Annotated in this window: 24 protein-coding genes; 18 read left to right on the top strand and 6 right to left on the bottom strand. The window is 46.8% G+C overall.

The genetic code is table 11. From position 1 onward, the window contains the following. Positions 1 to 124 precede the first annotated feature (124 nt). Entirely contained in the window at positions 125 to 1,519 is a 1,395-nt protein-coding gene (proY, locus tag K9N75_RS16720; protein WP_039188460.1) for a proline-specific permease ProY, read from the top strand. A 62-nt stretch (positions 1,520 to 1,581) separates the two neighbouring features. Here proY and K9N75_RS16715 read toward each other — a convergent pair whose 3' ends face one another. Together K9N75_RS16715 and K9N75_RS16710 are read right to left on the bottom strand one after the other, a co-directional pair. Then, positions 1,582 to 1,866, bottom strand: a complete 285-nt coding sequence (locus tag K9N75_RS16715) for a hypothetical protein (RefSeq protein WP_224451919.1) — start codon at positions 1,864 to 1,866, stop codon at positions 1,582 to 1,584. A gap of 159 nt (positions 1,867 to 2,025) precedes the next feature. Further along, complete coding sequence (locus K9N75_RS16710; protein WP_004847716.1) at positions 2,026 to 3,276, bottom strand: mechanosensitive ion channel family protein; 1,251 nt, start codon at positions 3,274 to 3,276, stop codon at positions 2,026 to 2,028. Positions 3,277 to 3,677: 401 nt separating this feature from the next. Here K9N75_RS16710 and malZ point away from each other — a divergent pair, with 401 nt between their 5' ends. Then, positions 3,678 to 5,504: a maltodextrin glucosidase gene (gene malZ / locus K9N75_RS16705; protein WP_224451918.1), complete on the top strand. Its 1,827-nt coding sequence runs from the start codon at positions 3,678 to 3,680 to the stop codon at positions 5,502 to 5,504. 79 nt (positions 5,505 to 5,583) lie between these two features. Here malZ and K9N75_RS16700 read toward each other — a convergent pair whose 3' ends face one another. Together K9N75_RS16700 and K9N75_RS16695 are read right to left on the bottom strand one after the other, a co-directional pair. After that, positions 5,584 to 6,186, bottom strand: a complete 603-nt coding sequence (locus tag K9N75_RS16700; RefSeq protein WP_004847724.1) for a peroxiredoxin C — start codon at positions 6,184 to 6,186, stop codon at positions 5,584 to 5,586. A 222-nt stretch (positions 6,187 to 6,408) separates the two neighbouring features. Further along, positions 6,409 to 6,990, bottom strand: a complete 582-nt coding sequence (locus tag K9N75_RS16695) for an ACP phosphodiesterase (protein ID WP_096080429.1) — start codon at positions 6,988 to 6,990, stop codon at positions 6,409 to 6,411. A gap of 188 nt (positions 6,991 to 7,178) precedes the next feature. Between K9N75_RS16695 and queA the strand changes: the two genes are divergently transcribed. From queA to secF, 5 genes are all read left to right on the top strand, one after another. Beyond that, on the top strand, positions 7,179 to 8,252 hold the full coding sequence (gene queA, locus K9N75_RS16690) for a tRNA preQ1(34) S-adenosylmethionine ribosyltransferase-isomerase QueA (protein WP_008814389.1): 1,074 nt from the start codon (positions 7,179 to 7,181) through the stop codon (positions 8,250 to 8,252). Positions 8,253 to 8,406: 154 nt separating this feature from the next. After that, positions 8,407 to 9,534 carry a tRNA guanosine(34) transglycosylase Tgt gene (gene tgt, locus K9N75_RS16685; RefSeq protein ID WP_008814318.1) on the top strand — a complete coding sequence of 376 codons (1,128 nt, stop codon included), beginning with the start codon at positions 8,407 to 8,409 and terminating at the stop codon, positions 9,532 to 9,534. 166 nt (positions 9,535 to 9,700) lie between these two features. Next, the gene (yajC, locus tag K9N75_RS16680; protein ID WP_004096758.1) at positions 9,701 to 10,033 is read left to right on the top strand and encodes a preprotein translocase subunit YajC; all 333 of its coding nucleotides are present in this window, start codon (positions 9,701 to 9,703) and stop codon (positions 10,031 to 10,033) included. Positions 10,034 to 10,060: 27 nt separating this feature from the next. Continuing rightward, complete coding sequence (gene secD, locus K9N75_RS16675) at positions 10,061 to 11,917, top strand: protein translocase subunit SecD (RefSeq protein ID WP_008814317.1); 1,857 nt, start codon at positions 10,061 to 10,063, stop codon at positions 11,915 to 11,917. Positions 11,918 to 11,927: 10 nt separating this feature from the next. Beyond that, a complete protein-coding gene (gene secF, locus K9N75_RS16670) occupies positions 11,928 to 12,899 on the top strand; it encodes a protein translocase subunit SecF (protein ID WP_008814316.1) in 972 nt (323 codons plus the stop codon). Positions 12,900 to 12,982: 83 nt separating this feature from the next. Here the strand turns inward: secF and K9N75_RS16665 are convergent, their stop codons facing one another. After that, the gene (locus K9N75_RS16665; protein WP_224451917.1) at positions 12,983 to 13,516 is read right to left on the bottom strand and encodes a DUF3251 domain-containing protein; all 534 of its coding nucleotides are present in this window, start codon (positions 13,514 to 13,516) and stop codon (positions 12,983 to 12,985) included. A gap of 315 nt (positions 13,517 to 13,831) precedes the next feature. Between K9N75_RS16665 and nrdR the strand changes: the two genes are divergently transcribed. The 6 genes from nrdR (at position 13,832) to pgpA (ending at position 18,150) form a co-directional block, all read left to right on the top strand. Next, a complete protein-coding gene (nrdR, locus tag K9N75_RS16660; protein WP_004096754.1) occupies positions 13,832 to 14,281 on the top strand; it encodes a transcriptional regulator NrdR in 450 nt (149 codons plus the stop codon). 41 nt (positions 14,282 to 14,322) lie between these two features. Continuing rightward, complete coding sequence (ribD, locus tag K9N75_RS16655) at positions 14,323 to 15,444, top strand: bifunctional diaminohydroxyphosphoribosylaminopyrimidine deaminase/5-amino-6-(5-phosphoribosylamino)uracil reductase RibD (protein WP_130976006.1); 1,122 nt, start codon at positions 14,323 to 14,325, stop codon at positions 15,442 to 15,444. A gap of 172 nt (positions 15,445 to 15,616) precedes the next feature. Further along, positions 15,617 to 16,087 (top strand): 6,7-dimethyl-8-ribityllumazine synthase, encoded by a 471-nt coding sequence (ribH, locus tag K9N75_RS16650; protein ID WP_004096750.1) that lies wholly within the window; start codon positions 15,617 to 15,619, stop codon positions 16,085 to 16,087. Positions 16,088 to 16,107: 20 nt separating this feature from the next. Beyond that, a complete protein-coding gene (gene nusB, locus K9N75_RS16645; RefSeq protein ID WP_004096748.1) occupies positions 16,108 to 16,527 on the top strand; it encodes a transcription antitermination factor NusB in 420 nt (139 codons plus the stop codon). A gap of 137 nt (positions 16,528 to 16,664) precedes the next feature. Beyond that, on the top strand, positions 16,665 to 17,642 hold the full coding sequence (thiL, locus tag K9N75_RS16640; protein ID WP_008814313.1) for a thiamine-phosphate kinase: 978 nt from the start codon (positions 16,665 to 16,667) through the stop codon (positions 17,640 to 17,642). 37 nt (positions 17,643 to 17,679) lie between these two features. Then, a complete protein-coding gene (gene pgpA / locus K9N75_RS16635; protein ID WP_064573194.1) occupies positions 17,680 to 18,150 on the top strand; it encodes a phosphatidylglycerophosphatase A in 471 nt (156 codons plus the stop codon). 91 nt (positions 18,151 to 18,241) lie between these two features. On the opposite strand, the gene K9N75_RS16630 is transcribed toward pgpA, so the two are convergent. After that, entirely contained in the window at positions 18,242 to 19,216 is a 975-nt protein-coding gene (locus K9N75_RS16630; protein WP_064573116.1) for an aldo/keto reductase, read from the bottom strand. Between the two features lie 366 nt (positions 19,217 to 19,582). Between K9N75_RS16630 and tssB the strand changes: the two genes are divergently transcribed. From tssB to tssG, 5 genes are read left to right on the top strand one after another with little or no spacing between them, the layout of a single operon-like run. Further along, positions 19,583 to 20,092: a type VI secretion system contractile sheath small subunit gene (gene tssB, locus K9N75_RS16625; protein ID WP_008814310.1), complete on the top strand. Its 510-nt coding sequence runs from the start codon at positions 19,583 to 19,585 to the stop codon at positions 20,090 to 20,092. A gap of 56 nt (positions 20,093 to 20,148) precedes the next feature. Then, on the top strand, positions 20,149 to 21,633 hold the full coding sequence (gene tssC, locus K9N75_RS16620; RefSeq protein WP_130976007.1) for a type VI secretion system contractile sheath large subunit: 1,485 nt from the start codon (positions 20,149 to 20,151) through the stop codon (positions 21,631 to 21,633). Positions 21,634 to 21,636: 3 nt separating this feature from the next. Beyond that, a complete protein-coding gene (tssE, locus tag K9N75_RS16615) occupies positions 21,637 to 22,065 on the top strand; it encodes a type VI secretion system baseplate subunit TssE (protein ID WP_008814307.1) in 429 nt (142 codons plus the stop codon). A 12-nt stretch (positions 22,066 to 22,077) separates the two neighbouring features. Then, positions 22,078 to 23,853, top strand: coding sequence for a type VI secretion system baseplate subunit TssF (gene tssF / locus K9N75_RS16610; protein WP_008814306.1), 1,776 nt, complete (start codon positions 22,078 to 22,080; stop codon positions 23,851 to 23,853). Next, the gene (tssG, locus tag K9N75_RS16605; RefSeq protein WP_008814305.1) at positions 23,850 to 24,812 is read left to right on the top strand and encodes a type VI secretion system baseplate subunit TssG; all 963 of its coding nucleotides are present in this window, start codon (positions 23,850 to 23,852) and stop codon (positions 24,810 to 24,812) included. Before tssF ends, tssG begins: the two co-directional genes overlap by 4 nt. Positions 24,813 to 24,828 lie beyond the last annotated feature (16 nt).

The raw sequence follows: 24,828 nt of genomic DNA, 5'->3' as shown, positions 1-24,828 counted from the left end.
ATTACATTTTTAGATAGTGTCTTCAGTGGTCTATGCATTTATAATCACAAATTATGAGTTTATTTGCAGCACGGGCGTATAGCGCCCGTGTTTTTTTTGACAGGTCTCCACGGGTAAATTTTGTATGCAACAACAACCCAACCAATTAAAGCGCGGACTGAATACGCGCCACATTCGTTTTATGGCGCTCGGTTCAGCTATCGGTACGGGGCTGTTTTATGGCTCCGCTGATGCGATTAAGATGGCTGGCCCAAGCGTGCTGCTGGCTTATCTCATTGGTGGTGTCGTCGCCTTTATCATCATGCGTGCGTTGGGCGAAATGTCGGTTAATAACCCGCAAGCCAGCTCGTTTTCTCGCTATGCGCAGGATTATCTCGGGCCAATGGCTGGTTATATAACTGGCTGGACATACTGCTTTGAAATCCTGATCGTCGCCATTGCCGATGTGACTGCATTCGGTATCTATATGAGCGTCTGGTTCCCTGCGGTACCGCATTGGATCTGGGTGCTCAGCGTGGTGCTGATCATCGGTGCGGTAAATCTGATGAGTGTGAAGGTCTTTGGAGAGCTTGAGTTTTGGTTCTCGTTCTTTAAGGTCGCCACGATTATCATTATGATTGTAGCGGGTATTGGCATTATCTTCTGGGGAATAGGTAACGGCGGCCAACCTACCGGCATTCATAATTTATGGACCAATGGTGGCTTCTTTAGTAACGGCTTTATCGGGATGATTTTCTCGCTCCAGCTGGTGATGTTCGCTTATGGTGGGATTGAGATTATCGGTATCACTGCTGGTGAAGCAGAAAATCCAAAAGTGTCGATCCCAAAAGCCATCAACTCAGTTCCGCTGCGTATCCTTGTGTTCTATGTCGGAACGCTGTTTGTCATTATGTCGATCTACCCATGGAATCAGGTCGGGACACAAGGTAGCCCGTTTGTACTGACGTTCCAGCATATGGGGATCACGGTAGCTGCAGGTATTCTGAACTTCGTGGTGATCACCGCGTCCTTATCGGCTATTAACAGTGACGTGTTTGGTGTGGGGCGTATGCTGCACGGCATGGCACAGCAGGGACATGCGCCGAAAATCTTTTCGAAGGTTTCACGTCGTGGCATTCCGTGGGTCACTGTTCTGGTGATGGTTCTTGCACTGTTGATTGCAGTTTATCTGAACTACATCATGCCGGAAAATGTGTTCTTGGTTATTGCCTCATTGGCTACGTTCGCCACGGTGTGGGTATGGATTATGATCCTGTTCTCTCAGATTGCATTCCGACGCAGCCTGAGCCCAGAGCAGGTGCAGGCGCTAGAGTTTCCGCTACGTGGTGGGATCTTGACCTCAGCGATTGGCATTATTTTCTTGGTATTTATCATCGGTCTGATCGGCTATTTCCCTGATACCCGAGTTTCACTGTATGCAGGCATTGTATGGGTGATTGTTCTGTTGCTAGGGTACGGCTTTGTTAAGAAGTCGGCTAAAGTAGGCCATCAGGATAAGCAAAAACATATTGCTCGCTGATAGATGCTTGCATAAGCGAATCAAAAACGGAGCGTTTAGGCTCCGTTTTTGTTGGTGTTGAATTAAATCAAACGACTGATGTCTTCAGCTTCACTATGTTCCGCCGGTGCAATTATTTCGTGGCGATCTTCATCTCTCTCTTCTCGACGCGACTCGCGAACGCTGAGTATCAGCGCTTCACGAACATCGTGTAAATCACTAGTCAGTTGAGAATAGTTTTGTGCATTTTGGCTGGCGATTTTGCTGATATCGACATCCGCAGAGTGCAGGCTGGTAATCAGGATCAGCGCAGACAAAAATGGCATCAGGTGTGCTCGTAATTTGCCAAAGCAGAGTTTACTGAACAAATTCCCCTCCGTTGATACTAATAAATGGAGTGTCATAAATATCAGATTTCTATTGAAAGGAAAGTGTGAGGAAATCATTCGCCATGCTTGTCATGGTTCCCTTACCTTCAGACACATTTATGTGGGGAAATGTCAGTTGAAGGTAAGGGTAAAACAGTCTTAGTCAGCCTGTGTATGGCCGATAGCACGCATATCATTGCCCGTAGGAGTCTGGTGCACACGTAAACCAAATTCAGACACGATGGCAAACGTATGATCGAAGATATCGGCCTGAATGCTTTCGTACTGTGCCCAGACCGTGGTATTGGTGAAGGCATAGATTTCAAGCGGCAGGCCATCTGCCGTTGGCGCGAGCTGGCGCACCATTAGGGTCATATCTTTGCGGATTTGTGGATGCGCATTCAGATAGGCGACTAAATAGGCGCGAAAAGTGCCAAGGTTTGTCATGCGTCGTCCGTTTAGTGGAGAACTCAGGTCAGCTTGCAGCTCGCTGTTGTAGGTTTTTAGCTCCTGCGTTTTTGCATCGATATAAGGCGCGAGTAGCGCGCTTTTCATTAAGCGTTGGTGTTCTTCTTCTGACATGAAATGTACGCTGGTGGTATCAATATTCAGGCTGCGCTTGATACGGCGGCCACCAGACTCAGACATACCGCGCCAGTTGATAAAGGAATCAGAAACTAGCGCGTAGGTCGGGATCATGGTGATGGTGTTGTCAAAGTTACGCACTTTGACCGTGGTCAGCCCCACGTCCACGACGGTGCCGTTAGCGCCATATTTAGCCATCTCAAGCCAGTCGCCCAGCTTGAGCATGTTGTTGGCTGAAAGCTGAATTCCTGCCACTAGCCCTAAAATGGGATCTTTAAACACCAACATCAAAACCGCTGCCATGGCGCCCAAGCCGCTTATCAGCAGCAGCGGAGATTGCCCTATCAGCAGTGAAATCATCAAAATACCGATGATGATGGCGGCAACGAGTTTGATGCTTTGGAAAATCCCTCGTAGCGGTAGCTGATCGGCAACCGACATATTGCTCGCCAGATCCAGTAAGGTATCAAGCAGAGAAAACAGTGCGAGTAGGGCATACAACATAACCCACATCTGGGCACAGATGATGAGTGCATCACCGGCATCGGTGCCAGGATGAAGCCAGAATACGGCCTGAATATTGACGATAACACCTTGTAAGGTAAAGGCTAATCGGTGGAAGAGCTTATGTTGGGTAATCACTTTCAGCCAGAGTATTTTGCTATGCTGACCGCGTTTTTCTAAGCGTGAAAGAAGTACCCGATGCAAAAGTAGATGGATGATGACCGCGGTCACCATGATGAGGCCGATAACAATAATCAGCGAAGTCACATGAGTGAATTCGATACCATACTGTTCTAGCCATCGTCTCAGTGTGTTATGCATTGAGATTACCTTTTCTTTCAAATATTTTGATGCAATATGCCGACATAGGCTAACCGTTCAGGGTTTACAGTCAACCCAAAAGCAAAGTTAATCACGTATCAACTCGCCATAGGTCAAGTGACATGCGTGTTGGCTGCGTTTGTTCGCTCTAGTCACAGAGTGATGCTTTTAGGGAATCACTCACTTGCCGCGTAACTCGACAATGCCTCGCTCCTTAGGAGCCCGCGTTGTGCGCTGTTAAAAAAGCGAAAGCCTTATTGCCCTGCAGCTCGAATTATTTACAGTAAGATAATAGGGGCTATCCTCCCCCGAACTCATCCCTACAAAAAGTGTTTACAGATGAGTGCAGCAAAACTTCAGCATGGCATGCTCCATTCCAATGATTATTGGGGGACTATTTTATGTTATTTGCTTGGCACTTACCCGTACCACCCTACGTACATCATCATGACGATCGTCTTGAGATCGGTTTATGGTTACAAGGCGATGATCTGCCGCATCAGGTCATGCTGCGGTGTGAGCCTGATAACGAAGAATGGCTGCTGGTGATGCAGACACAAAAGCAGGGGGATTATACCCGCTATCAGGCAGACCTTACGCTGTTGGCCGGTGAGTCAGTACGTCGGTACTGTTTTAAACTGTTGTGGGAAAATCGTCAGCAATGGTTTGGCCCTCAGGGGTTTAGCATTATTCCGCCAGCCCAGATGGCTCAGTTTGCATTAGAGAGCCCAACGCTGTCACCGGCGTGGGTGGCCGATCAGGTTTTTTATCAAATATTTCCCGATAGATTTTCCTCTAGCGGGCTTGAGCATACGGTAAAAGATGGCAGCTATTTTCATCATGCGGTGCAACGTGATGTGATCCGTAAAGCGTGGGATGAACCTTTAACCGATGAAAATGCGTCTTCTACGTTCTATGGTGGTGATTTAGACGGTATCGTCGAGCGCTTGCCTTACCTAAAGGCGCTAGGCATTACCGCGTTGTATCTGAACCCTATTTTTACCGCGCCGAGCAACCATAAGTACGACACCGAAGACTACTATCAGGTTGATCCTTATCTAGGCGGAAATGCGGCGCTGATCAGATTGCGGGAGAAAACCCATGAGTTAGGTATACGCTTGATCCTTGATGGGGTATTTAATCATACCGGTGATACTCATCCGTGGTTTGATCGCTACCAGCAACAAACCGAAGGTGCTTATTACGATCCTGCATCGCCTCACCGCACTCGATTCACTTTTACTGCTGATGGGCGGGTGCTTGATTGGAAAGGAAACACCACGTTACCTAAACTGGATTTCTCTAGCCAGTCGGTGGTCGATAGCGTATATCAGGCCGATGACAGCGTGCTACGCCATTGGCTGCGTGAGCCTTATCATATTGATGGCTGGCGTCTGGACGTGGTGCACATGTTGGGTGAAGGCGGCTCGGCACGAGGGAATTTGCACCATCTCGAAGGCATGTATCGTGCAGTAAAGAGTGAAAATCCGCAGGCATACGTGTTTGGAGAACACTTTGGTGATGCACGCCGCTGGCTACAAGCCGGAGTAGAAGATGCCGCAATGAATTACATGGGCTTTGCTCTGCCAGTGCGAGCGTTTTTGACCGATGTTGATGTGGCGTATCAGCCTATCCAGCTTAGCGCTACACAGTGTGCCGAATGGATGGATAGCTACCGTGCGGGATTATCACATACCCAACAGCTCGCCATGTTTAATCAGCTTGATAGCCATGACACAGCGCGTTTTATCACTCTATTGGCAGATAATCCACAACGTATGCCAATGGCCTTGGTATGGCTTTTTACTTGGATTGGTGTGCCTTGTTTGTATTATGGCGACGAGATTGGGCTAGATGGCGAAAATGACCCGTTTTGCCGCAAAACATTTCCGTGGGATGAGAGTCGATGGAATAGCGATTTATTGGCGTTAACTCAACGGATGGCAACGTTAAGACATCGATCTACGGCATTACGTCGTGGAGGGTGCCATATTGTACATGCTCGCGATGATATGCTGGTCTTTATCCGCCAATATGAGAACGAAACGGTACTGATTGCTCTGCAACGCAACGGTCGCGGACGTTGTATTTTGCCCAATTCACCGTTTATTCCAGCAGGACGTTGGCGTTGTATTGAGGGATACGGGAAACTAGTGCGTGAGAACGGCTATATCGAGCTGATGATGTCGGCAGAGAGTGCAGGAGTGTGGCGTTGGTTTAGAGAATAACCATTTTGACAACGCGGGTTTGATGTACAGCCAATAAAAAAGCGGCCATTTGGCCGCTTTTATCATGTGACAAACTGAATTACAGTTTAGCCGCGTTTTCAGACAGGTATTTAGCAACGCCGTCTGGAGATGCGCCCATACCTTCTTGGCCTTTTTCCCACTGAGCTGGGCAAACATCACCATGCTCTTCGTGGAACTGCAGCGCGTCAACCATACGCAGCATTTCGTCGATGTTACGGCCCAGTGGCAGGTCGTTAACGACCTGATGGCGGACAACACCTTCTTTGTCGATCAGGAAAGAACCACGCAGAGCAACGCCAGCTTCTGGGTGTTCAATGCCGTATGCCTGCATGATTTCGTGTTTGATGTCAGCAACCAGTGGGTACTGAACTTCACCGATGCCGCCATTGTCGACAGGGGTTTTACGCCATGCGTTATGAACGAATTCAGAGTCCATAGAAACGCCAACAACTTCAACGCCACGGGATTTGAACTCTTTGTAACGGTGATCGAACGCGATCAGTTCAGAAGGACATACGAAAGTAAAGTCCATTGGCCAGAAGAACACGACTGCTGGCTTACCTTTAGTAAATTCTTTGAAGTTGAAGTTTTCAACGATTTCACCGTTGCCCAGAACGGCAGCGGCGGTAAAGTCTGGGGCTTGACGAGTAACCAGGACCATATTAACTCCTGTTAATTGTATGTTGGATGGATGATTAAATTCTTAGGTCGGGAGTCACTATACGTATTAAACGTTGGTGAATAAAGCGTAAAGCGCCGATTGATAAGATAGCTTTTACCTATCAATAATGCAAAAGGGTAAAAGTAAAGATTGGTATATAACATAGCGCTTTTGTAAAAAAGGGCAATAGCTAAACGTGGTAAGTGTTAACAATGTCAGTGTTTATAGGGTCTTTGCTTTGGCTTGAGCGATCATTTGCGGATAAAACTGCCAGAATGTTTGTTCAAGTTGCAGGTAATTATCTTCAATATCGACAAAAGATCCGGCCAGAGCGCCGAGTTTTGGCCGTCGATTAGCCATACCTTGTAACACTTTGGCAATAAACGGGAGCTCAGCATAGCGTTCTAGCCAGCGCTCTTGCCACATAAAAGCATTAAGATTTTGAAAGCGCTCGGGAGACTGCGGCAACATGGGGGCGATTTCGGATCGAGCGTGGTTTACGAAAGCGTTTAGAGATATTTCCGGCTCTAACTCTTGCCAATGTAGTGCCAGGAAATGATCCCAAACCACATCGAGCGTAATAGGCGCGACGCGACGAAACTCTTGGCGAAAACAGCGTTTGGCTTCTAAGACCTGAGGGAGTCTATCGGTCATAACATCGACTCTACGATGCATAAAAATGCCATCAATGATGGGGGCAGAGTAGATGCCCTGTGGATTACCACGGACAAAGTCGGCTAAAAGATTGCCATACAGTGAGCTATGGGCCAATGAGGCAAGGTGAAGGTGTGCTAGAAAGTTCATGGGATGAGTATAGATGAGAATAACGCAGTTTAATCCATTCAATAACTAAGGTTATTTAATCTTATTTATTCTGGCTTATATCATACTGAACCGCTTAACAGTTGCAGCAGAGCGTTTGCAGCTCTAGACTAAGCGGCCTGTTTTTTGCGTGCTCCCTGCGTCCGCTATATATAGAGTGAATAATAACCATGCGTGTTTCTGATTTTTCGTTCGAACTCCCCGATAACCTTATTGCCCGCTATCCACAAGCGGAGCGCAGCGCTTGCCGTTTGTTATCGCTGGATGGGCCAACGGGAAAATTAGAGCATGGCGTGTTTACCGACGTTTTGAACAAAATAGACGCGGGAGATCTGCTGATCTTCAATAATACTCGAGTTATCCCGGCGCGTTTATTCGGTCGCAAAGCCAGTGGCGGAAAACTGGAAGTGTTGGTGGAACGTCTTTTAGATGATACTCGCGTATTAGCGCACGTTCGTGCATCCAAGTCCCCTAAGCCGGGCGCAGAGCTGCTGCTTGGCGATAATGAGGATATTCGTGTCACGATGGTTGCACGCCATGACACGCTATTTGAGCTGCGTTTTGAAGATGGCCGCGATGTACTGACTATTTTGAATGCTGCAGGGCATATGCCTTTGCCGCCTTATATTGATCGTCCAGATGAAGACGCAGACCGCGAGCTTTATCAAACCGTATATAGTTCACGTCCTGGCGCAGTTGCGGCGCCGACGGCTGGGCTACATTTTGATGAGCCTCTATTGGAAAAACTGCGCGCTAAAGGCGTGGAGATGGCATTTGTAACTCTGCATGTTGGCGCTGGAACATTCCAGCCGGTACGAGTGGACACCATAGAAAATCACACCATGCACTCTGAGTATGCAGAGGTTCCGCAAGATGTGGTTGATGCCGTATTGGCCTGTAAAGCGCGTGGCAACCGTGTTATCGCCGTTGGAACCACGTCGGTTCGGTCGATTGAGAGTGCAGCCGCTGCGGCAAAAGACCAGCTTATTGCGCCATTTTTTGACGATACGCAAATCTTTATCTATCCGGGCTACCACTATCAGGTGATTGATGCTCTGATAACCAACTTCCATTTGCCTGAATCCACGCTGATTATGTTGGTATCTGCATTTGCGGGTTATAAAAATACCATGCATGCATATCACGAAGCGGTGGCAAAGGAATACCGCTTCTTTAGCTATGGGGATGCGATGTTTATCACCCACAGCGAATTAGCGGAGCAAGAGAAAGTGTCAGCCGAATAATTTCGTGGCCCGTACTGTTGCGCTGAAATGCGACGTACGGGCCAATTTTTGCCCACTTAGACTTTGGCTTCCCGTTCTAACGGGTATGTCGAATAGGGCGTCTTTCCATTAGGAATACAACATCAGACTGTTTTTCTGATGCTGGAGGTTTTGAGTGAAGTATGAATTAGATACAACCGACGGCCGCGCTCGTCGTGGCCGCCTGATTTTTGATCGCGGCGTGGTGGAAACCCCTGCGTTTATGCCTGTCGGTACTTACGGTACCGTCAAAGGGATGACGCCTGAAGAAGTGAAAGAAACGGGCGCACAAATTCTGCTGGGCAACACTTTCCATCTATGGCTGCGTCCTGGGCAGGAAATCATGAAGTTGCATGGCGACCTGCATGATTTTATGCAGTGGAAGGGGCCTATCCTAACGGATTCCGGCGGCTTTCAGGTATTTAGCTTGGGCAAAATGCGCAAGATTAAAGAAGAGGGTGTGCATTTTCGTCATCCGATCAACGGTTCTCCGATTTTCCTAAGTCCTGAAAAATCAATGGAAATTCAGTACGATCTGGGTTCTGATATTGTGATGATTTTCGACGAGTGTACGCCGTACCCTGCAGATTGGGATTATGCCAAGAGCTCGATGGAGATGTCTCTGCGCTGGGCGAAGCGTAGCCGCCAACGCTTTGATGAATTGGGTAATAAAAACGCCTTGTTCGGTATTATCCAAGGCGGCGTTTACGAAGATTTACGAGATGTCTCGTTAAAAGGGCTGGTAGAGATCGGCTTTGATGGTTACGCTGTGGGCGGCTTGGCCGTCGGCGAACCAAAGGAAGACATGCACCGTATTCTTGAGCATGTATGTCCACAGATTCCGGAAGATAAACCGCGTTACCTAATGGGTGTCGGTAAACCGGAGGATTTAGTGGAAGGTGTTCGTCGTGGTATCGACATGTTCGACTGCGTGATGCCGACCCGAAATGCGCGTAACGGTCATTTGTTTGTGACCAACGGTATTGTAAAAATCCGTAACGCTCAATATAAAGATGATACGACGACGTTGGATGCTGAGTGTGATTGCTACACTTGCCGTAATTATAGCCGTGCGTATCTACATCATCTTGATCGTTGTAACGAAATTCTTGGTGCGCGCTTAAACACTATCCATAACCTGCGCTATTATCAGCGTTTGATGGCTGGTTTACGCCAAGCTATTGAAGACGGTAAGTTGGAAGAGTTCGTCGCTGATTTCTATGGCCGTCAGGGTAAACCTGTACCGCCCGTCGGCGCCAAATAGAATTTGGCCGGTTAGGAGTCATCTTTAACCGGCTTACTCTTTGTCGTCCAAGTTGTTGATAGCAAACCAGCGCTTCTACAACTAGACATCTTTAGAGTATAGAATGGCTTGTTTCTGGCTGTTTGTTGTTGCTTTCAATCTGTAGTTAATAATGAGGGATATTTAGATGAGTTTATTCATTTCCGACGCTGTGGCATCTGCTGGAGCACCGGCTCAGGGCAGCCCGTACTCTTTAGTGATCATGCTGGTAGTATTCGGCCTGATTTTCTATTTCATGATCCTGCGTCCACAGCAGAAACGCGCTAAGGAACATAAAAAACTGATGGATGCCATCAGCAAGGGTGATGAAGTTCTGACTAACGGTGGATTGATCGGTCGCGTAACGAAAGTTGCAGAGACGGGTTATATTGCCATCGCTCTGAACGATACCACTGAAGTTATCATCAAACGTGATTTCGTGACCGCTGTTCTGCCGAAAGGTACGATGAAGGCGCTGTAATTTTTGATTTTCCCTAAGGGAACTGCCGTGTTAAACCGTTATCCTTTGTGGAAGTACATCATGCTGATCTTGGTGATTGCCATTGGTCTGCTTTACGCACTTCCTAACCTTTATGGCGAGGATCCGGCTGTTCAGATCACTGGCGCGCGCGGTGTCGCCGCCAGTGAAACAACACTGGTCCAAGTCCGTGATGAGCTTGAAAAACAGCACATCGCCAGCAAATCTATTGCGCTGGAAAATGGTGCCATCTTGGCACGCTTCAAAGATACTGACGTTCAGCTCCGTGCACGTGAAGTGCTGATGGATATGCTGGGCGACAAATACGTTATCGCGTTGAACCTTGCACCTGCTACGCCAAGATGGTTAGAAGCCATTGGTGCAGAACCGATGAAGTTAGGTCTGGATCTGCGCGGTGGTGTGCACTTCCTGATGCAGGTTGATATGGAGACTGCTCTGAGCAAATTGCAAGAGCAGAGTATGGATATGCTGCGCAGCGATTTGCGTGAAAAGGGCATTCCTTATTCAACGATCCGTAAAACTGACGGTTCTACCAACGGCGTTATCATTACATTCCGTGATGCTGAGACTCGTGATAAAGCGAGCAGCTATCTGTCGCCTCGTTACCTTAATAATCTAGTATTTAGCAAGGTTGGTGATAATGGTCTGAAAGCGGTGATGACCGATCAGCGTCTGCAAGAAGCCCGTGAATATGCTGTTCAGCAGAACATTAATATCCTGCGTAACCGTGTAAACCAGTTGGGCGTTGCCGAGCCGCTCGTTCAGCGTCAAGGTGCAGACCGAATTGTGGTTGAGCTGCCGGGTATTCAAGATACGGCACGAGCGAAAGAGATTCTGGGGGCTACCGCAACCTTGGAATTCCGTTTGGTGAACTCGAATGCTGACAGCACCGCTGCTGCCAATGGGCGAGTACCGGGCGATTCTGAAGTGAAATACACACGTGATGGACGTCCTATCGTGATGTATAAGCGCGTTATCCTGACCGGCGATCACATTACCGACTCTACCTCGAGCCAAGACGAATTTAACCGCCCTCAGGTTAATATCTCGCTTGATGGCGCTGGCGGCAGCGCGATGTCTAACTTCACGAAGGATAACATCGGCAAGCCGATGGCGACCCTGTTCGTTGAATACAAAGACAGTGGTAAGAAAGACGCGAGCGGTAAATCAATTCTAGCTAAGCAAGAAGAAGTGATTAACGTGGCGACTATCCAGTCTCGTTTGGGTAATAGCTTCCGTATTACCGGTATCGACAACCCGAATGAAGCTCGCCAACTCTCTCTGCTGTTGCGTGCTGGCGCGTTGATTGCACCAATTCAGATTGTTGAAGAGCGCACTATTGGACCGACGCTGGGTGCTCAGAATATTACTCAGGGTCTGGAAGCATGCTTGGCGGGTTTGATTATCTCAATCCTGTTCATGGTGTTCTTCTATAAGAAGTTTGGTCTGATAGCGACCTCTGCGTTGCTGGCTAACCTCGTGCTCATCGTTGGGATTATGTCCCTGCTGCCGGGAGCGACTCTCACCATGCCTGGTATTGCGGGGATTGTGTTAACCCTTGCAGTAGCAGTGGATGCCAACGTACTGATAAACGAACGTATTAAGGAAGAGCTTAGTAACGGACGTTCAGTACAACAGGCTATCAATGAAGGTTATCAAGGCGCATTCAGCTCCATTTTTGATGCTAACGTTACGACGCTTATCAAGGTCATCATCCTGTATGCCGTTGGCACCGGGGCAATTAAAGGCTTTGCGATCACGACCGGTATTGGTGTGGCGACGTCAATGTTTACCGCAATTATCGGTACTCGTGCCATCGTAAACCTGTTGTACGGCGGCAAGCGCATCAACAAGCTGTCTATCTGAGGAGTGCGTTGTGGCACAGGAATATAGTGTTGAACAATTAAATTACGGCCGTAGAGTCTATGACTTTATGCGCTGGGACTACTGGGCTTTCGGTATTTCTGGTTTTCTGTTGCTCCTTTCTATCATCATTATTGGTGTGAATAAGTTCAACTTAGGGCTGGATTTTACTGGTGGTACCGTCATTGAAGTTTCGCTGGAAAAACCAGCTGATATGGACATGATGCGTGATGCACTGAAGAAAGCAGGTTTTGTTGATCCTCTGTTGCAGAATTTTGGTAGCAGTCGTGACATTGTTGTACGTATGCCTCCAGCGACAAGTGAAGCTAGTGGGGAAGCGTTAGGTAGCAAAGTCATTAGCGTGATTAACGAGGCGACCAGTCAGAATGCAACGGTAAAGCGTATTGAGTTTGTAGGCCCGAGCGTTGGCGAAGATCTGGCACAACATGGCGCTATGGCGCTGTTGGTCGCGCTAATTGCTATTTTAATTTACGTTGGCGTTCGCTTCGAATGGCGTTTGGCTGCTGGTGTGGTCATTTCATTATTGCATGATGTGATCATCACCTTGGGCGTATTGTCGCTATTTCATATTGAGATCGATTTAACTATCGTCGCGTCGCTGATGTCGGTTATCGGTTACTCACTTAACGACAGTATTGTGGTATCTGACCGTATCCGTGAGAATTTCCGTAAGATCCGTCGTGGAACACCTTACGAAATCTTCAACGTGTCGTTGACACAAACATTGCATCGAACACTGATCACTTCCGGCACCACGTTGATGGTGATCCTGATGCTGTATTTGTTTGGTGGACCGATGCTGAAAGGCTTCTCGTTGACCATGCTGATCGGTGTTTCTATCGGTACAATTTCGTCTATCTATGTTGCATCTGCGCTGGCTCTGAAACTGGGCATGAAGCGTGAACATATGCTACAGCAGAAGGTCGAGAAAGAAGGGGCGGATCAGCCGTCAATTCTGCCGTAATCTGATGTTGTGTGATCGTCGGCTATAATGCAAAAACCCCGCTGCGGCGGGGTTTTTTTATGGCATAAGCACTAAACGAAAATCTATTGGCGCTCAATACCACTTAAGCGAATGAAGCCCAGATTTTCTGGCGCGATATCGCTTAAGCGAACTTCCATGCTGGTAACGTTAGTCGGTGTTGCAGGGCTTTTAAAGCTGATACTTTGTGACAGCGTACTGCTTTGGTCCGGCTCTAACGTAGCTTGATTCAGTGAGCCCCACTCTAAAGAACCAGTGAAACTTGGCAGAATTGAGCCGTTGGCGGTTTTTATTTGCAACACGGCTTTGCTGCCATCGGCTTCGGGTTCCAGATGGCTTATCAACAAGCGCAGTTGGCCGATGCTGGTGACTCCTACGGCGTCGCTGTTGGCGGCTGGGATCAGGTAAATGCTCTGCTCGTTATTTTCATTCATGGTTTTCTGACGCTCCAGATACTCGGCTTCAGTGCTAAGTTTCTGAACTTTTTGTGTCAGCTCCTGAACTTCCGACTGAAGAGCCTCAGTTTTTGGATCAGAAGCGCATGCCGTTAGCATCAATGCCAAAGGGGCAAGCACGAATAAAGGGCGGTATATAGACATAGATCGCTCGATTTATTATGGACATAGATAAAAGATTAATCGCCTTTGACCTGAATGTCACATGCTAATTGCTACTAGATCGATATGACTAAGTATAGTGTGATGGCGGCGATGTGCGGGGAAGTTTATCTGCATGCCATTTCATCCCGCGAAATTAGGATGGGAGCCGCGAGCAAATTATCTTCAGATTTTGCATAAATGCCCTGTTTTCGCGAAGAATGAGGCTGAGAGCGCATTATTGCCAAACTGACATCCCTTTGTTGTTATGCCACTTCGGGGTACACTAACGTTATCTCAGGCCTTTCAGGAAGAGCTATGCATTGCCCATTTTGTTCCGCCGTTGATACCAAAGTCATTGATTCCCGTTTGGTCGGGGATGGTACGCAAGTGCGTCGTCGTCGCCAATGTCTGGTTTGTAATGAACGATTCACCACTTTTGAGGTTGCCGAACTCGTTATGCCCCGCGTTATCAAAAGTAACGATGTTCGCGAGCCATTCAATGAAGATAAGTTACGCAGTGGTATCCTAAAAGCATTAGAAAAACGCCCTGTAAACTCAGACGATGTTGAAATGGCCATTAGCCATATCAAATCTCAGCTTCGCGCAACCGGTGAACGAGAAGTTCCTACCAAGATGGTGGGAAATCTGGTGATGGATGCGTTGAAAAAGCTCGATAAAGTGGCGTATATCCGCTTTGCCTCCGTCTATCGTAGTTTTGAAGATATTCGCGAGTTTGGCGAAGAAATTGCCAAATTGCAGGACTAAGCACTGGCTTAGATTAGTAAGTTAATCTCCGGACGAAACCTATGCATAACCAGCCGCGTGGCGATGAGTTTTACATGGCGCGAGCCTTTGAGTTAGCACGCCGCGGGCGTTTTACCACAACGCCTAATCCAAATGTTGGCTGCGTTATTGTTCTTAACGATGAAATTGTCGGTGAGGGTTATCATCTACGCGCGGGTGAGCCCCACGCTGAGGTTCATGCATTGCGCATGGCTGGTGATAAGGCCCGTGGTGCGACTGCCTATGTCACGCTTGAGCCGTGCAGCCACCATGGTCGCACCCCGCCTTGTGCCGATGCGTTAGTCGCAGCCGGTGTTAGCCGTGTTGTTGCAGCTATGCAGGATCCCAATCCGAACGTGGCGGGGCGTGGGCTGTTTAAGCTCCAGCAAGCGGGGATTGATGTCAGCCATGGCCTGATGATGAATGAGGCCGAAGCCGTCAATCGTGGTTTCCTCAAGCGCATGCGTACAGGATTCCCCTTTGTGCAGCTCAAAATGGCGGCATCTCTGGATGGCAGAACGGCGATGGCATCGGGCGAGAGTCAGTGGATCACTTCTGCCGCAGCGCGTCAGGATGTGCAGCGCTACCGAGCTCAAAGCTCAGCCATATTAAGCTCTAGTGCTACCGTATTAGCCGATGACCCTTCATTGACGGTGCGTTGGGATGAATTAGACGTGACCACCCAACAGGCTTATCCGCGTGAAAATCTTCGCCAGCCACTGCGCGTTATCATTGATAGCCAAAATCGTATAACGACTGAGCACAAACTTATCTCTCAGGCAGGTGAAACCCTGCTAGCTCGTATTCATCCCGATGATCTGCATTGGCCTGAAAACGTTAAACAGTTGGCGATCCCGCAGTATGGGCAAGGGATAGATCTGGTTGTTTTGATGATGCAACTAGGCAAACTGCAGATCAATTCGGTGTGGGTGGAAGCGGGGGCGTCTCTTGCTGGCGCGCTTTTGCAGGCTGGTTTAGTCGACGAGTTGATTATCTACCTTGCCCCTAAGCTTTTAGGGGATACTGCGCGCGGTCTGTGTGTTTTGCCGGGGCTGGAACAGCTAGCTGACGCTCCCCAGTTTGTTTTTAGCGAAGTCATGCCCGTAGGGCCGGATTTACGTATTGTGCTGCGTAATGCGTATTAACCTGCTCTTCGGGTATTGTTTTTACTGATTTATTTTTGTTTCAGTTCGTCTCTAGCTCAAGTAAGCAAAATGCACCTGAGCAGGTGACGAAAGAATGTGATAGAATCCGCCCCCCTATTAGCTCTTCTAGAAGGGATAGGGGTATTGAACATCAAGATTTTAAGGAAACTGCATGAAAACGATTGAAGGCGTTGTCGCTGCTCCGCAAGCTCGTATTGCTATCGCTATTGCGCGTTTTAACAATTTCATTAACGACAGCTTGCTGGAGGGTGCCATTGACGCCCTGAAGCGTATTGGCCAGGTTTCTGATGACAATATCACTGTAGTCTGGGTTCCGGGTGCTTATGAACTGCCATTAGCCGTTCGTGCACTGACCGACACCAATCGCTATGATGCGGTTGTCGCTTTGGGAACCGTTATCCGTGGTGGCACTGCCCACTTTGAATTTGTTGCGGGTGAATGCAGCTCCGGTCTAGCAAGCGTTGCGATGAACAGCGTTGTGCCGGTCGCATTTGGCGTACTGACTACCGAAAGTATCGAACAAGCCATTGAACGTGCAGGGACTAAAGCGGGTAACAAAGGTGCAGAAGCTGCCCTGACCGCTCTCGAAATGATCAATGTTCTTAAAGCAATTAAAGCCTGATTTTTAGTAAGGGGAATTCCGTGAAACCTGCTGCTCGCCGCCGCGCCCGTGAATGTGCTGTTCAGGCACTTTATTCTTGGCAGATATCCAAAAACGACATTGCTGATGTTGAATATCAGTTCTTGTCAGAGCAGGACGTCAAAGATGTCGATATTAGCTACTTCCGTGAGCTGTTGTCTGGCGTCGCCACTAACGCAGAGTATCTGGATGGCCTGATGGCTCCAGTATTGTCGCGTCAGTTGGAAGAATTGGGTCAGGTTGAGAGAGCGGTTCTGCGTATTTCTCTGTTTGAACTGAGCAAGCGCGAAGACGTCCCTTACAAAGTGGCAATCAACGAAGGTATTGAGCTGGCAAAAACTTTTGGTGCAGAAGATAGCCATAAGTTCGTCAACGGTGTGCTGGACAAAGTTGCCCCGACTATTCGTAAATCTAAAAGATAAAATTGCTGTTCAGGTTCACCTGACGGAAGCCCTCGGGCCATCTCGTTTATTCAAAAGGCCGGTTTTCCGGCCTTTTTGTTGGGTAAAATCAGGTGAATAGATAATGGCGATAATTTAAACCAATCAGGAAATGCGTTATGGCATGCGGCGAATTCGATGTTATTGCCCGCTACTTTAACCGTCATCGGACGGCTCGGCGAGATGTGCAGCAGGGCATTGGTGATGATTGTGCTTTGCTCTCGATCTCTGAGAAACAGCTGATTGCAATCAGTACAGATACTTTAGTCTCTGGTATTCACTTTTTGCCAGATATCGATCCAGCCGATTTAGGCTACAAATCTCTGGCGGTGAACCTCAGCGATTTAGCAGCAATGGGCGCGGATCCTGCTTGGGTTTCGCTGGCGCTGACGCTGCCTGAAATCAACGAGCCTTGGCTTGAGCGTTTTAGCGATAGCCTGTTTGAGCAGCTCGATTACTACGGCATGCAGTTGATTGGCGGTGATACTACACGCGGGCCGTTGAGCATTACGTTCACCATTAATGGTTTGGTGCCTGCGGGCCGTGCTTTGCTGCGTAGCGGTGCGCGTATTGGCGACTGGATCTACGTTACAGGTACGCTGGGAGATAGCGCTGCAGGGTTAGCGATTTTGCAAAATCGTCTAACGGTGGCTGATGAAGATGAACGTAACATGTTGATTCAGCGTCATCTTCGTCCACATCCTCGCGTGTTGCAAGGTCAAGCACTGCGTGATTTAGCGAGCTCGGCGATTGATATTTCTGATGGTGTGATTTCAGACCTAGGTCATATTCTCAAAGCGAGCGACTGTGGTGCTAATCTCTATTTAGACGACCTGCCACTGTCAGCGTGTTTGACCAATAATACGACGCCAGATCAGGCGTTGCAGTGGGCGCTTTCCGGTGGTGAAGATTATGAGCTCTGTTTTACTGTTCCAGAGATGCATCGCGGAGCATTAGACGTCGCACTGGGCTTACTGGGGGCTGACTTCACCTGCATTGGACAAATTGCACCGGCCGCTGACGGCATACGCTTCTGGCGCGGAAACGATCAGGTTGAGTTGGACTTTCAGGGGTTTGATCATTTTGGCAAAGATTAGCAAATACGATAGCAAGGCGGCAAAAGCACGCCTGCGCATGAGCAATCCTTGGCATCTTTTAGCAACGGGATTTGGCAGTGGGCTAAGCCCGATCATTCCAGGCACAATGGGATCTCTCGCGTCGATCCCATTCTGGTTGCTGCTGATCCAGCTACCGTGGCAGCTTTATTCGCTGATAGTGATGTTTAGCATCTGCATTGGGGTTTATATCTGCCATCGTACGGCCAAGGATATGAAAACTCACGACCATGGCAGTATCGTGTGGGATGAGTTTGTTGGCATGTGGATTACGTTGATGGCTTTGCCAGTGAATAGTTGGCAGTGGGTATTGGGTGGTTTTCTGGTTTTCCGCGTGCTAGATATGTGGAAACCATGGCCAATCCGTTGGTTTGATCGCAATGTTCACGGCGGTATGGGCATCATGGTGGATGATATCGTGGCGGGCGTTCTCTCTGCGTTGATTATCTATGTGATTGGCCATCACTGGCCAATAGCGCTATTTGGTTGAAAATATTGAAGAGGTTATCGTGAGTGAGTTAGATGCTTTTCGCGATAACCCTGTTCGGCACTTTCTAGAACCGTTGAGTCATTAGTATGCGTTATTCAAATCCGGTTTGTTCATGAGGCTGGTAAGCCATTTCTAACTCTGCAATCTCTTCGGATTTGAGCTCAATATCCAATGCAGCAATCGCATCTTCCAACTGAGAAGCGCGCGATGCACCAATAATCGGCGCGGTGACGACCGGCTTACTCAGCAGCCATGCGAGTGCAATCTGCGCCATTGATACGCCATGGTCGGCGGCAATGGCGCTAACTCTTTCAGCAATTTGACTATCGGCTTCATCAGTTGCATCGTAGAGCTTTTTACCAACCTCATCTGAAACCAAGCGTGCAGTGGTTTCTCCCCAAGGTCTGGCAAGACGCCCCCGAGCCAGCGGGCTCCACGGGATAACGGCAATATTTTCCTTCTCGCATAACGGATGCATTTCTCTTTCTTCTTCACGCTGAATTAAATTGTACTGATCCTGCATTGAGACAAATCGTGCCCAACCGTTTTGCTCTGATACCGCTAACGCTTTGGCAAACTGATGTGCATGCATCGATGACGCGCCGATATAGCTGACTTTTCCAGCTTCAACCACGTCATTTAAGGCTTCCAGCGTCTGCTCAATAGGCGTGTCGTAATCCCACCGATGGATTTGCAGCAGATCGATATAGTCTAAATTTAGGCGCTGTAGGCTGTCATCGACAGATTTCAGGATAGATTGACGTGATAACCCACCTTCTAGGTTGCTCAGAGGGAAATAGACTTTGGTTGCCACCACAATTTTGTCGCGCGACATAAATTTCTTGATTGCTTTGCCAAGAATTTCTTCACTGCTGCCGTCCGAGTAGCTATTTGCTGTGTCAAAAAAATTGATGCCAGCCTCATAGGCCTGTTGCAGCATAGGCAGACTGCTCTCTTCTGGTAAGGTCCACGCATGATTGCCGCGGCTGGGTTCTCCATAGGTCATACAGCCTAAACATAAGCGAGATACGTAGAGTTCAGTGCTGCCAAACTGGATATATTTCAAAATACCTCCTATGAAGCCATTGTTGATGAATCTTTATTTTCTTTCTAATAAAATTTCCAATGCCTTATGTAATGATTATGGAATATTTCTAAAAAATATCAAATATCGAAAGTTATTGAGATTATTGATGCTCAAAAGTTTAGAGTGAACTCATTCATGAAAACGATATTGAGAGTGATGGTTTGGTGTTCTTGTATATTAAATATATATTTATTCAGTACGATTTAATTGTTTTGAATAAATTATTAAATTATACGAAATTATCATGAGCATTTAAAAATGATATAACACTGAGTCTGTAGATGGTTAATGTATCTGCGGTAGGGATTTTTCTTAAGATTCATAATGGACTAAGTGGAACGCTATATGAACAAAAAATCAGAAGGGAGCGTAGCCCCGAAGGAAAGAATCAATATAAAGTATGTTCCTTCAACGGGGGAGCAGCATGATGAGGTTGAATTACCATTAAATCTACTCGTTATTGGGGATTTGAAGGGAACCACTGAAGAGCTTTCCATCGAGGAACGCCCCGCTGTATCTATTGATAAATACAATTTCTCTTCAGTGATGAGAGAGGCTGGGTTGAAGCTAGATATGGATGTTCCAAACAGATTAGACGAAAACTCTAAAGAAAATATGCGTGTACGATTAGAGTTTGAATCGATGGTGGATTTCACTCCCGATCAAGTTGCTCATCACGTGCCTGAATTAAATAAGCTATTAGAATTAAGAGAAGCATTGGTCGCCTTAAAAGGGCCATTAGGAAATATACCAGCATTCCGCTCACGCCTACAGTCATTGCTCTCTGATGAGTCAATTCGTGAACAGTTACTAAGTGAGCTGAATATGACCCTTCCATCTGGGGCGGATAAATAATTAATTTCGGTTATTTATCAACATAATCTTTTGAGTATAAAACAGGAATTAACTCAATGTCCTTAGAAACAGAAATCGAAACATCCGGTACGGAAGAGCGTGCGTTTGCACCTTCTTTACTGAATGAGATAATGGCACAAACAAGGTTGGCTCCAGGTGATGATGCCTACGACATTGCTAAGCAGGGCGTATCGGCATTTATCAGCAATATTCTAGAAAATGGAACTAATAACGAGCCGATTAATAAGTTATTAGTCGACAGAATGATTGCGGAGCTTGATAAAAAACTCAGTTCACAGATGGATGAAATTCTTCATGATTCTCGATTTAAGGATTTAGAGTCTTCATGGCGTTCATTAAAACTTCTCGTTGATCGTACTGATTTTAAAGAAAACATTAAAATTCATATTCTCCATGCGACTAAAAGTGAGCTATTGGACGATTTTGAATACTCACCTGAGATTTCTCAGTCTGGATTCTACAAACATGTATATGCCAGTGGCTATGGGCAGTTCGGTGGTGAGCCAATAGCGGCTGTGGTTGGAAGCTATGCCTTTAACCAGAGCTCAGCAGATATGAAATTGCTGCAATATGTCAGCTCTGTGGGGGCGATGGCACATGCTCCTTTCCTCTCTTCCGTAGCGCCATCATTCTTTGGCTTGAATAGTTTTACTGAGCTATCGGCAATCAAAGAACTCAAGGCTGTTTTTGAAGGCCCTGCATATGTGAAATGGCGGGCTCTGAGAGAGACTGAAGACTCTCGTTATATTGGACTAACGGCTCCTCGCTTCTTGCTGCGTTTACCGTATGATCGTAACGATAATCCTGTAAAAACCTTCAATTATGAAGAGGATGTGAACGCCGATCATGAGCATTACCTATGGGGAAATACGGCTTATTTATTGGCTACTAATTTAACCGACAGTTTTGCTAAATATCGCTGGTGTCCAAATATCATAGGCCCTCAGAGCGGCGGTGGTGTTAGCGATCTCCCTGTTCATGTCTATGATTCTATGGGGCAGCTCCAGTCAAAAATCCCTACAGAAGTTTTAATTACCGATCGTCGAGAGTATGAACTCGCCGAGGAAGGCTTTATTACTTTAACGATGCGTAAAGGGAGTGATAACGCGGCATTTTTCTCTGCAAACTCGGTGCAAAAATGCAAAGTATTCCCGCCCACTCGCGAAGGGAAAACGGCAGAAACTAATTATAAATTAGGAACTCAGCTCCCTTATATGTTCATTGTGAACCGACTGGCTCATTACATTAAGGTATTGCAGCGTGAACAGTTAGGGGCATGGAAAGAGCGTCAGGATTTACAGCGCGAGTTAAACCAATGGATACGTCAGTTTGTTGCCGATCAAGAGAATCCTCCTTCCGAGGTGCGTAGCCGTCGTCCTTTGCGTGGCGCTACGATTGAGGTCTCTGATGTTGACGGCGATCCTGGATGGTATCAGGTGTCTATGTCTGTTCGTCCGCACTTTAAATATATGGGCGCGAGTTTTGAACTATCACTTGTTGGTCGTTTAGATAAGGACTAGTGCATGTCAGCCCTCACGCCGTGGCGAAGGACTCGGGCGTGCAGTTTATTTGGGCGTATTGATGAGGAGGTATCAGCAAAGCCATTCGATAAAACGAGTGATTTGCTGGTATCTCTAAAGCAAAACCTAAATGCTGTGCTGAATTCACGCCCTGGATGTTGCCAAAGTAGCCCTACACTAGGGGTTATAGATTTTAATGATGCAACGGGAACCTCTGTTGATATATCAGCGTCGGTTTGTTTGGCGATTCAACAATGTATTGAAAATTTTGACCCTAGGATAAAGTCCGTTGATGTGGCGACATTTAACAATGAAAACGATCCGTTAACGCTTTTTTTTCAGGTCAAAGCACATATACATTTCGAGGATATCGACAGCGTTGTTAATTTTAATATTCAGCTTGATGATAACTCACGCTATCAACTTCGTTAAATTAATTTAAATATGAAATTAGAAGATTATTTTAGAGATGAGTTGTCATATTTACGTCAGCAAGGTGAAGTGTTTTCTCAAGCTTGGCCCCAACTGACTCGCTTTCTTTCTGAGCAGAGTACCGATCCAGACGTAGAACGGTTACTGGAGGGGTTTGCTTTTCTATCTGGTAGCTTGCGTGCAAAAATTGAAGATGAATTTCCCGAGCTGACCCATGGATTGCTCAATATGCTATGGCCTAATTATTTGCGCTCAGTGCCTAGCATGACTATTGTGCAATATACCCCTAAGCTACAGGCAATCAGTGAAGCTGCATATATTCCTGAAAACGTTCTATTGGGTTCTAAATCTGTAGACAATATTTCTTGTCAGTTTTCAACCTGTCGTGGCGCATGGATTTTGCCACTAGAGCTGCATGAAATATTTTCTAATAATAGCAATGAAAATGGCACACTGACTCTAGCGCTCAAAACGTTTGGAGCTTTGCCGCTACGTCAAGTTCAGCTTGATAAGCTGAGAATCTATCTTGGTAATAACCACCATAGCGCCACTCAACTATACCTGTGGTTACAACAGCATCTTCATCATACTTCTGTACATCTAGATGGTGTGGAGTTTGATATTCCACATTTAGATGTTTTGCCAATAGGATTTGAAAATACGGATGCATTGCTGCCGTATCCGAAGAATATCTATCCAGGATATCGGATATTGCAAGAGTATTTTTGTTTTCCTGAAGGATTATTCTTTCTTGATTTTAGCGGCTTTGATTCTTTACCTCAAAACACGCCTATCGAAAAAATTGATATTTCGTTCCACTTTGATAAGCCACTGCCTTTAGACATCAAAATTCACTCTGATAGCATAAAGCTACACTGTGTTCCTGCGGTCAACCTTTTCCCATATCACAGTGAACCATTACAACTGGATGGGCGCAGTGTTAGTTATCCACTTAGAGTGAGCCATTCATCACCTGAGCTTTACGAGATTTTTTCGGTTCAAAAAGTTGAAGGCTGGTTGACTAAACATGGGCATGAACAACGAGATAAAACTCGCCCAGCAAGAATATACCATCCGTTTGAGAGCTTCCGTCATCAAATCGAATATGAGCAGGATCGTTCCGCTCGTTATTACCATCTCAGTGTGCGTAATGCATTAAAAATGGATGGTTTCGAACATGACATAACATTTGTTCGTGGCGATGAATCTCTGGTAACAGATAATGAAGAGACAATCTCCACGAGGCTGCTCTGCACTAACCGACTCATTCCAACTAAGTTGGATATTGGTGACGTTAATGTGGGGTATAGCGACACGCCACCTTTTGTGACGTTCCAAAATATCACTCATCCAACAATGCCTTTAAGGCCAATTATGGATGGAAGTTTACAGTGGACGCTCGTTTCAAATTTATCTCTCAACTACTTGTCACTACTCGATAAAGACGCGTTATTACAAATTATCAGAAACTATGATTTCCCTGCGATGAATGATCAGCAGGCCTCTAGGGTTTCGCAGAAACGATTTGCAGGTATTGAACGTTTAGAAACATCTCCGGTAGATCGCTTGATAAAAGGGAGGCCGGTTAGAGGTATTCAATCCACTCTCTATATGCGTCAGTCTGCATTTTCCTGTGAAGGTGATATGTATTTATTTGGCAGCGTTTTGGCACGCTTTTTTGCATTATTTGCCAGTGTTAACGCCTTCCATGAACTGACCGTAGTCAATACGGATACACAGGCCAACTACCGTTGGCCACTTCAACTCGGCTGTCGGCCATTGATATGACTGAATTAACAAATATTCGAGATTATGATTTTTATCAGCTCGTCGAGTTGCTTTATCAAATTGAGGGGCAACATGTTGAGATGCGGCCTGCCCGTGCCCCTAAAGATGAATTTATTCGTTTCTCGTCTAATGCTTCCTTGGGGTTTCCCTCAAGCGATGTGGTTTCTCTTGAGAAAATAGAAAGTACGTATGCGTTAGAAGTGGCTTTTCTAGGGTTGCATGGCAGCCAATCGCCAATGCCCGGATATTATTTGGAACGCCTTGCTTGGGAATATGCTCAGAAAGATGGAAATCTTTACCATTTTCTGGACTTCTTTAATCATCGTTTTTTGATGTTGTTGCATCTTGCATGGCGAAAATATCGATACCACGTTCGTTATCGAGCCGATGGTCAAGATGGGTTCTCGCAAATGATGTTCTCTTTGGTTGGGTTGGGTAGCTCTGCACTTAGGGACGTTATCCCCGTTAACCACAGCAAAATGCTTGCCTATGCCGGGCTACTTGCTGCTCCTGGTCGTTCCCCTGCGGTGGTGGCAGGTCTGATCTCCCATTGCTTTGATCTTGCAACTGTTGATGTAACAAGCTGGGAATATCGTCGAGTCGCAATCGCTCCCCATCAACAAAACAGGCTTGGTGGAGTCAATTCCGATTTACGTGGAAATTTCGTTATTGGTGATTATGCACCCGATGTATGCGGAAAATTTACTTTATGTATTAATGAGCTATCTCATGATCATTTTCTGAGATTTTTACCTAATGGGGATCTCTATCAGCCATTAGTTACGTTTGTAGCCTTCATTCTTCGCGATCAATTTGCTTGGGATTTACAGCTTGGCTTGGCCGATAAGCAATTTGAGCCCACTTGCTTAGGCAATGATAAAGGCTGTTTGTTGGGGTGGACAACCTTTCTTGGCCAACCTCCCGAAGTCCCTCTCGTAACCATCGGTGTTCAGGAATAACAATATGGACAGGAGC

The sequence above is a fragment of the Hafnia paralvei genome (assembly GCF_020150375.1).
Classification (GTDB): domain Bacteria; phylum Pseudomonadota; class Gammaproteobacteria; order Enterobacterales; family Enterobacteriaceae; genus Hafnia; species Hafnia paralvei.
This window is presented reverse-complemented; position numbering and strand designations above follow the sequence as displayed.

What these genes read in the sequence shown, in the direction of transcription:
- proY (WP_039188460.1), top strand. Translation starts at nt 125, where the DNA reads ATGCAACAACAACCCAACCAATTAAAGCGCGGACTGAATACGCGCCAC.
- K9N75_RS16710 (WP_004847716.1), bottom strand. Translation starts at nt 3,276, where the DNA reads ATGCATAACACACTGAGACGATGGCTAGAACAGTATGGTATCGAATTC.
- malZ (WP_224451918.1), top strand. Translation starts at nt 3,678, where the DNA reads ATGTTATTTGCTTGGCACTTACCCGTACCACCCTACGTACATCATCAT.
- K9N75_RS16700 (WP_004847724.1), bottom strand. Translation starts at nt 6,186, where the DNA reads ATGGTCCTGGTTACTCGTCAAGCCCCAGACTTTACCGCCGCTGCCGTT.
- K9N75_RS16695 (WP_096080429.1), bottom strand. Translation starts at nt 6,990, where the DNA reads ATGAACTTTCTAGCACACCTTCACCTTGCCTCATTGGCCCATAGCTCA.
- queA (WP_008814389.1), top strand. Translation starts at nt 7,179, where the DNA reads ATGCGTGTTTCTGATTTTTCGTTCGAACTCCCCGATAACCTTATTGCC.
- yajC (WP_004096758.1), top strand. Translation starts at nt 9,701, where the DNA reads ATGAGTTTATTCATTTCCGACGCTGTGGCATCTGCTGGAGCACCGGCT.
- K9N75_RS16665 (WP_224451917.1), bottom strand. Translation starts at nt 13,516, where the DNA reads ATGTCTATATACCGCCCTTTATTCGTGCTTGCCCCTTTGGCATTGATG.
- nrdR (WP_004096754.1), top strand. Translation starts at nt 13,832, where the DNA reads ATGCATTGCCCATTTTGTTCCGCCGTTGATACCAAAGTCATTGATTCC.
- ribD (WP_130976006.1), top strand. Translation starts at nt 14,323, where the DNA reads ATGCATAACCAGCCGCGTGGCGATGAGTTTTACATGGCGCGAGCCTTT.
- ribH (WP_004096750.1), top strand. Translation starts at nt 15,617, where the DNA reads ATGAAAACGATTGAAGGCGTTGTCGCTGCTCCGCAAGCTCGTATTGCT.
- thiL (WP_008814313.1), top strand. Translation starts at nt 16,665, where the DNA reads ATGGCATGCGGCGAATTCGATGTTATTGCCCGCTACTTTAACCGTCAT.
- pgpA (WP_064573194.1), top strand. Translation starts at nt 17,680, where the DNA reads ATGAGCAATCCTTGGCATCTTTTAGCAACGGGATTTGGCAGTGGGCTA.
- tssB (WP_008814310.1), top strand. Translation starts at nt 19,583, where the DNA reads ATGAACAAAAAATCAGAAGGGAGCGTAGCCCCGAAGGAAAGAATCAAT.
- tssC (WP_130976007.1), top strand. Translation starts at nt 20,149, where the DNA reads ATGTCCTTAGAAACAGAAATCGAAACATCCGGTACGGAAGAGCGTGCG.
- tssE (WP_008814307.1), top strand. Translation starts at nt 21,637, where the DNA reads ATGTCAGCCCTCACGCCGTGGCGAAGGACTCGGGCGTGCAGTTTATTT.
- tssF (WP_008814306.1), top strand. Translation starts at nt 22,078, where the DNA reads ATGAAATTAGAAGATTATTTTAGAGATGAGTTGTCATATTTACGTCAG.
- tssG (WP_008814305.1), top strand. Translation starts at nt 23,850, where the DNA reads ATGACTGAATTAACAAATATTCGAGATTATGATTTTTATCAGCTCGTC.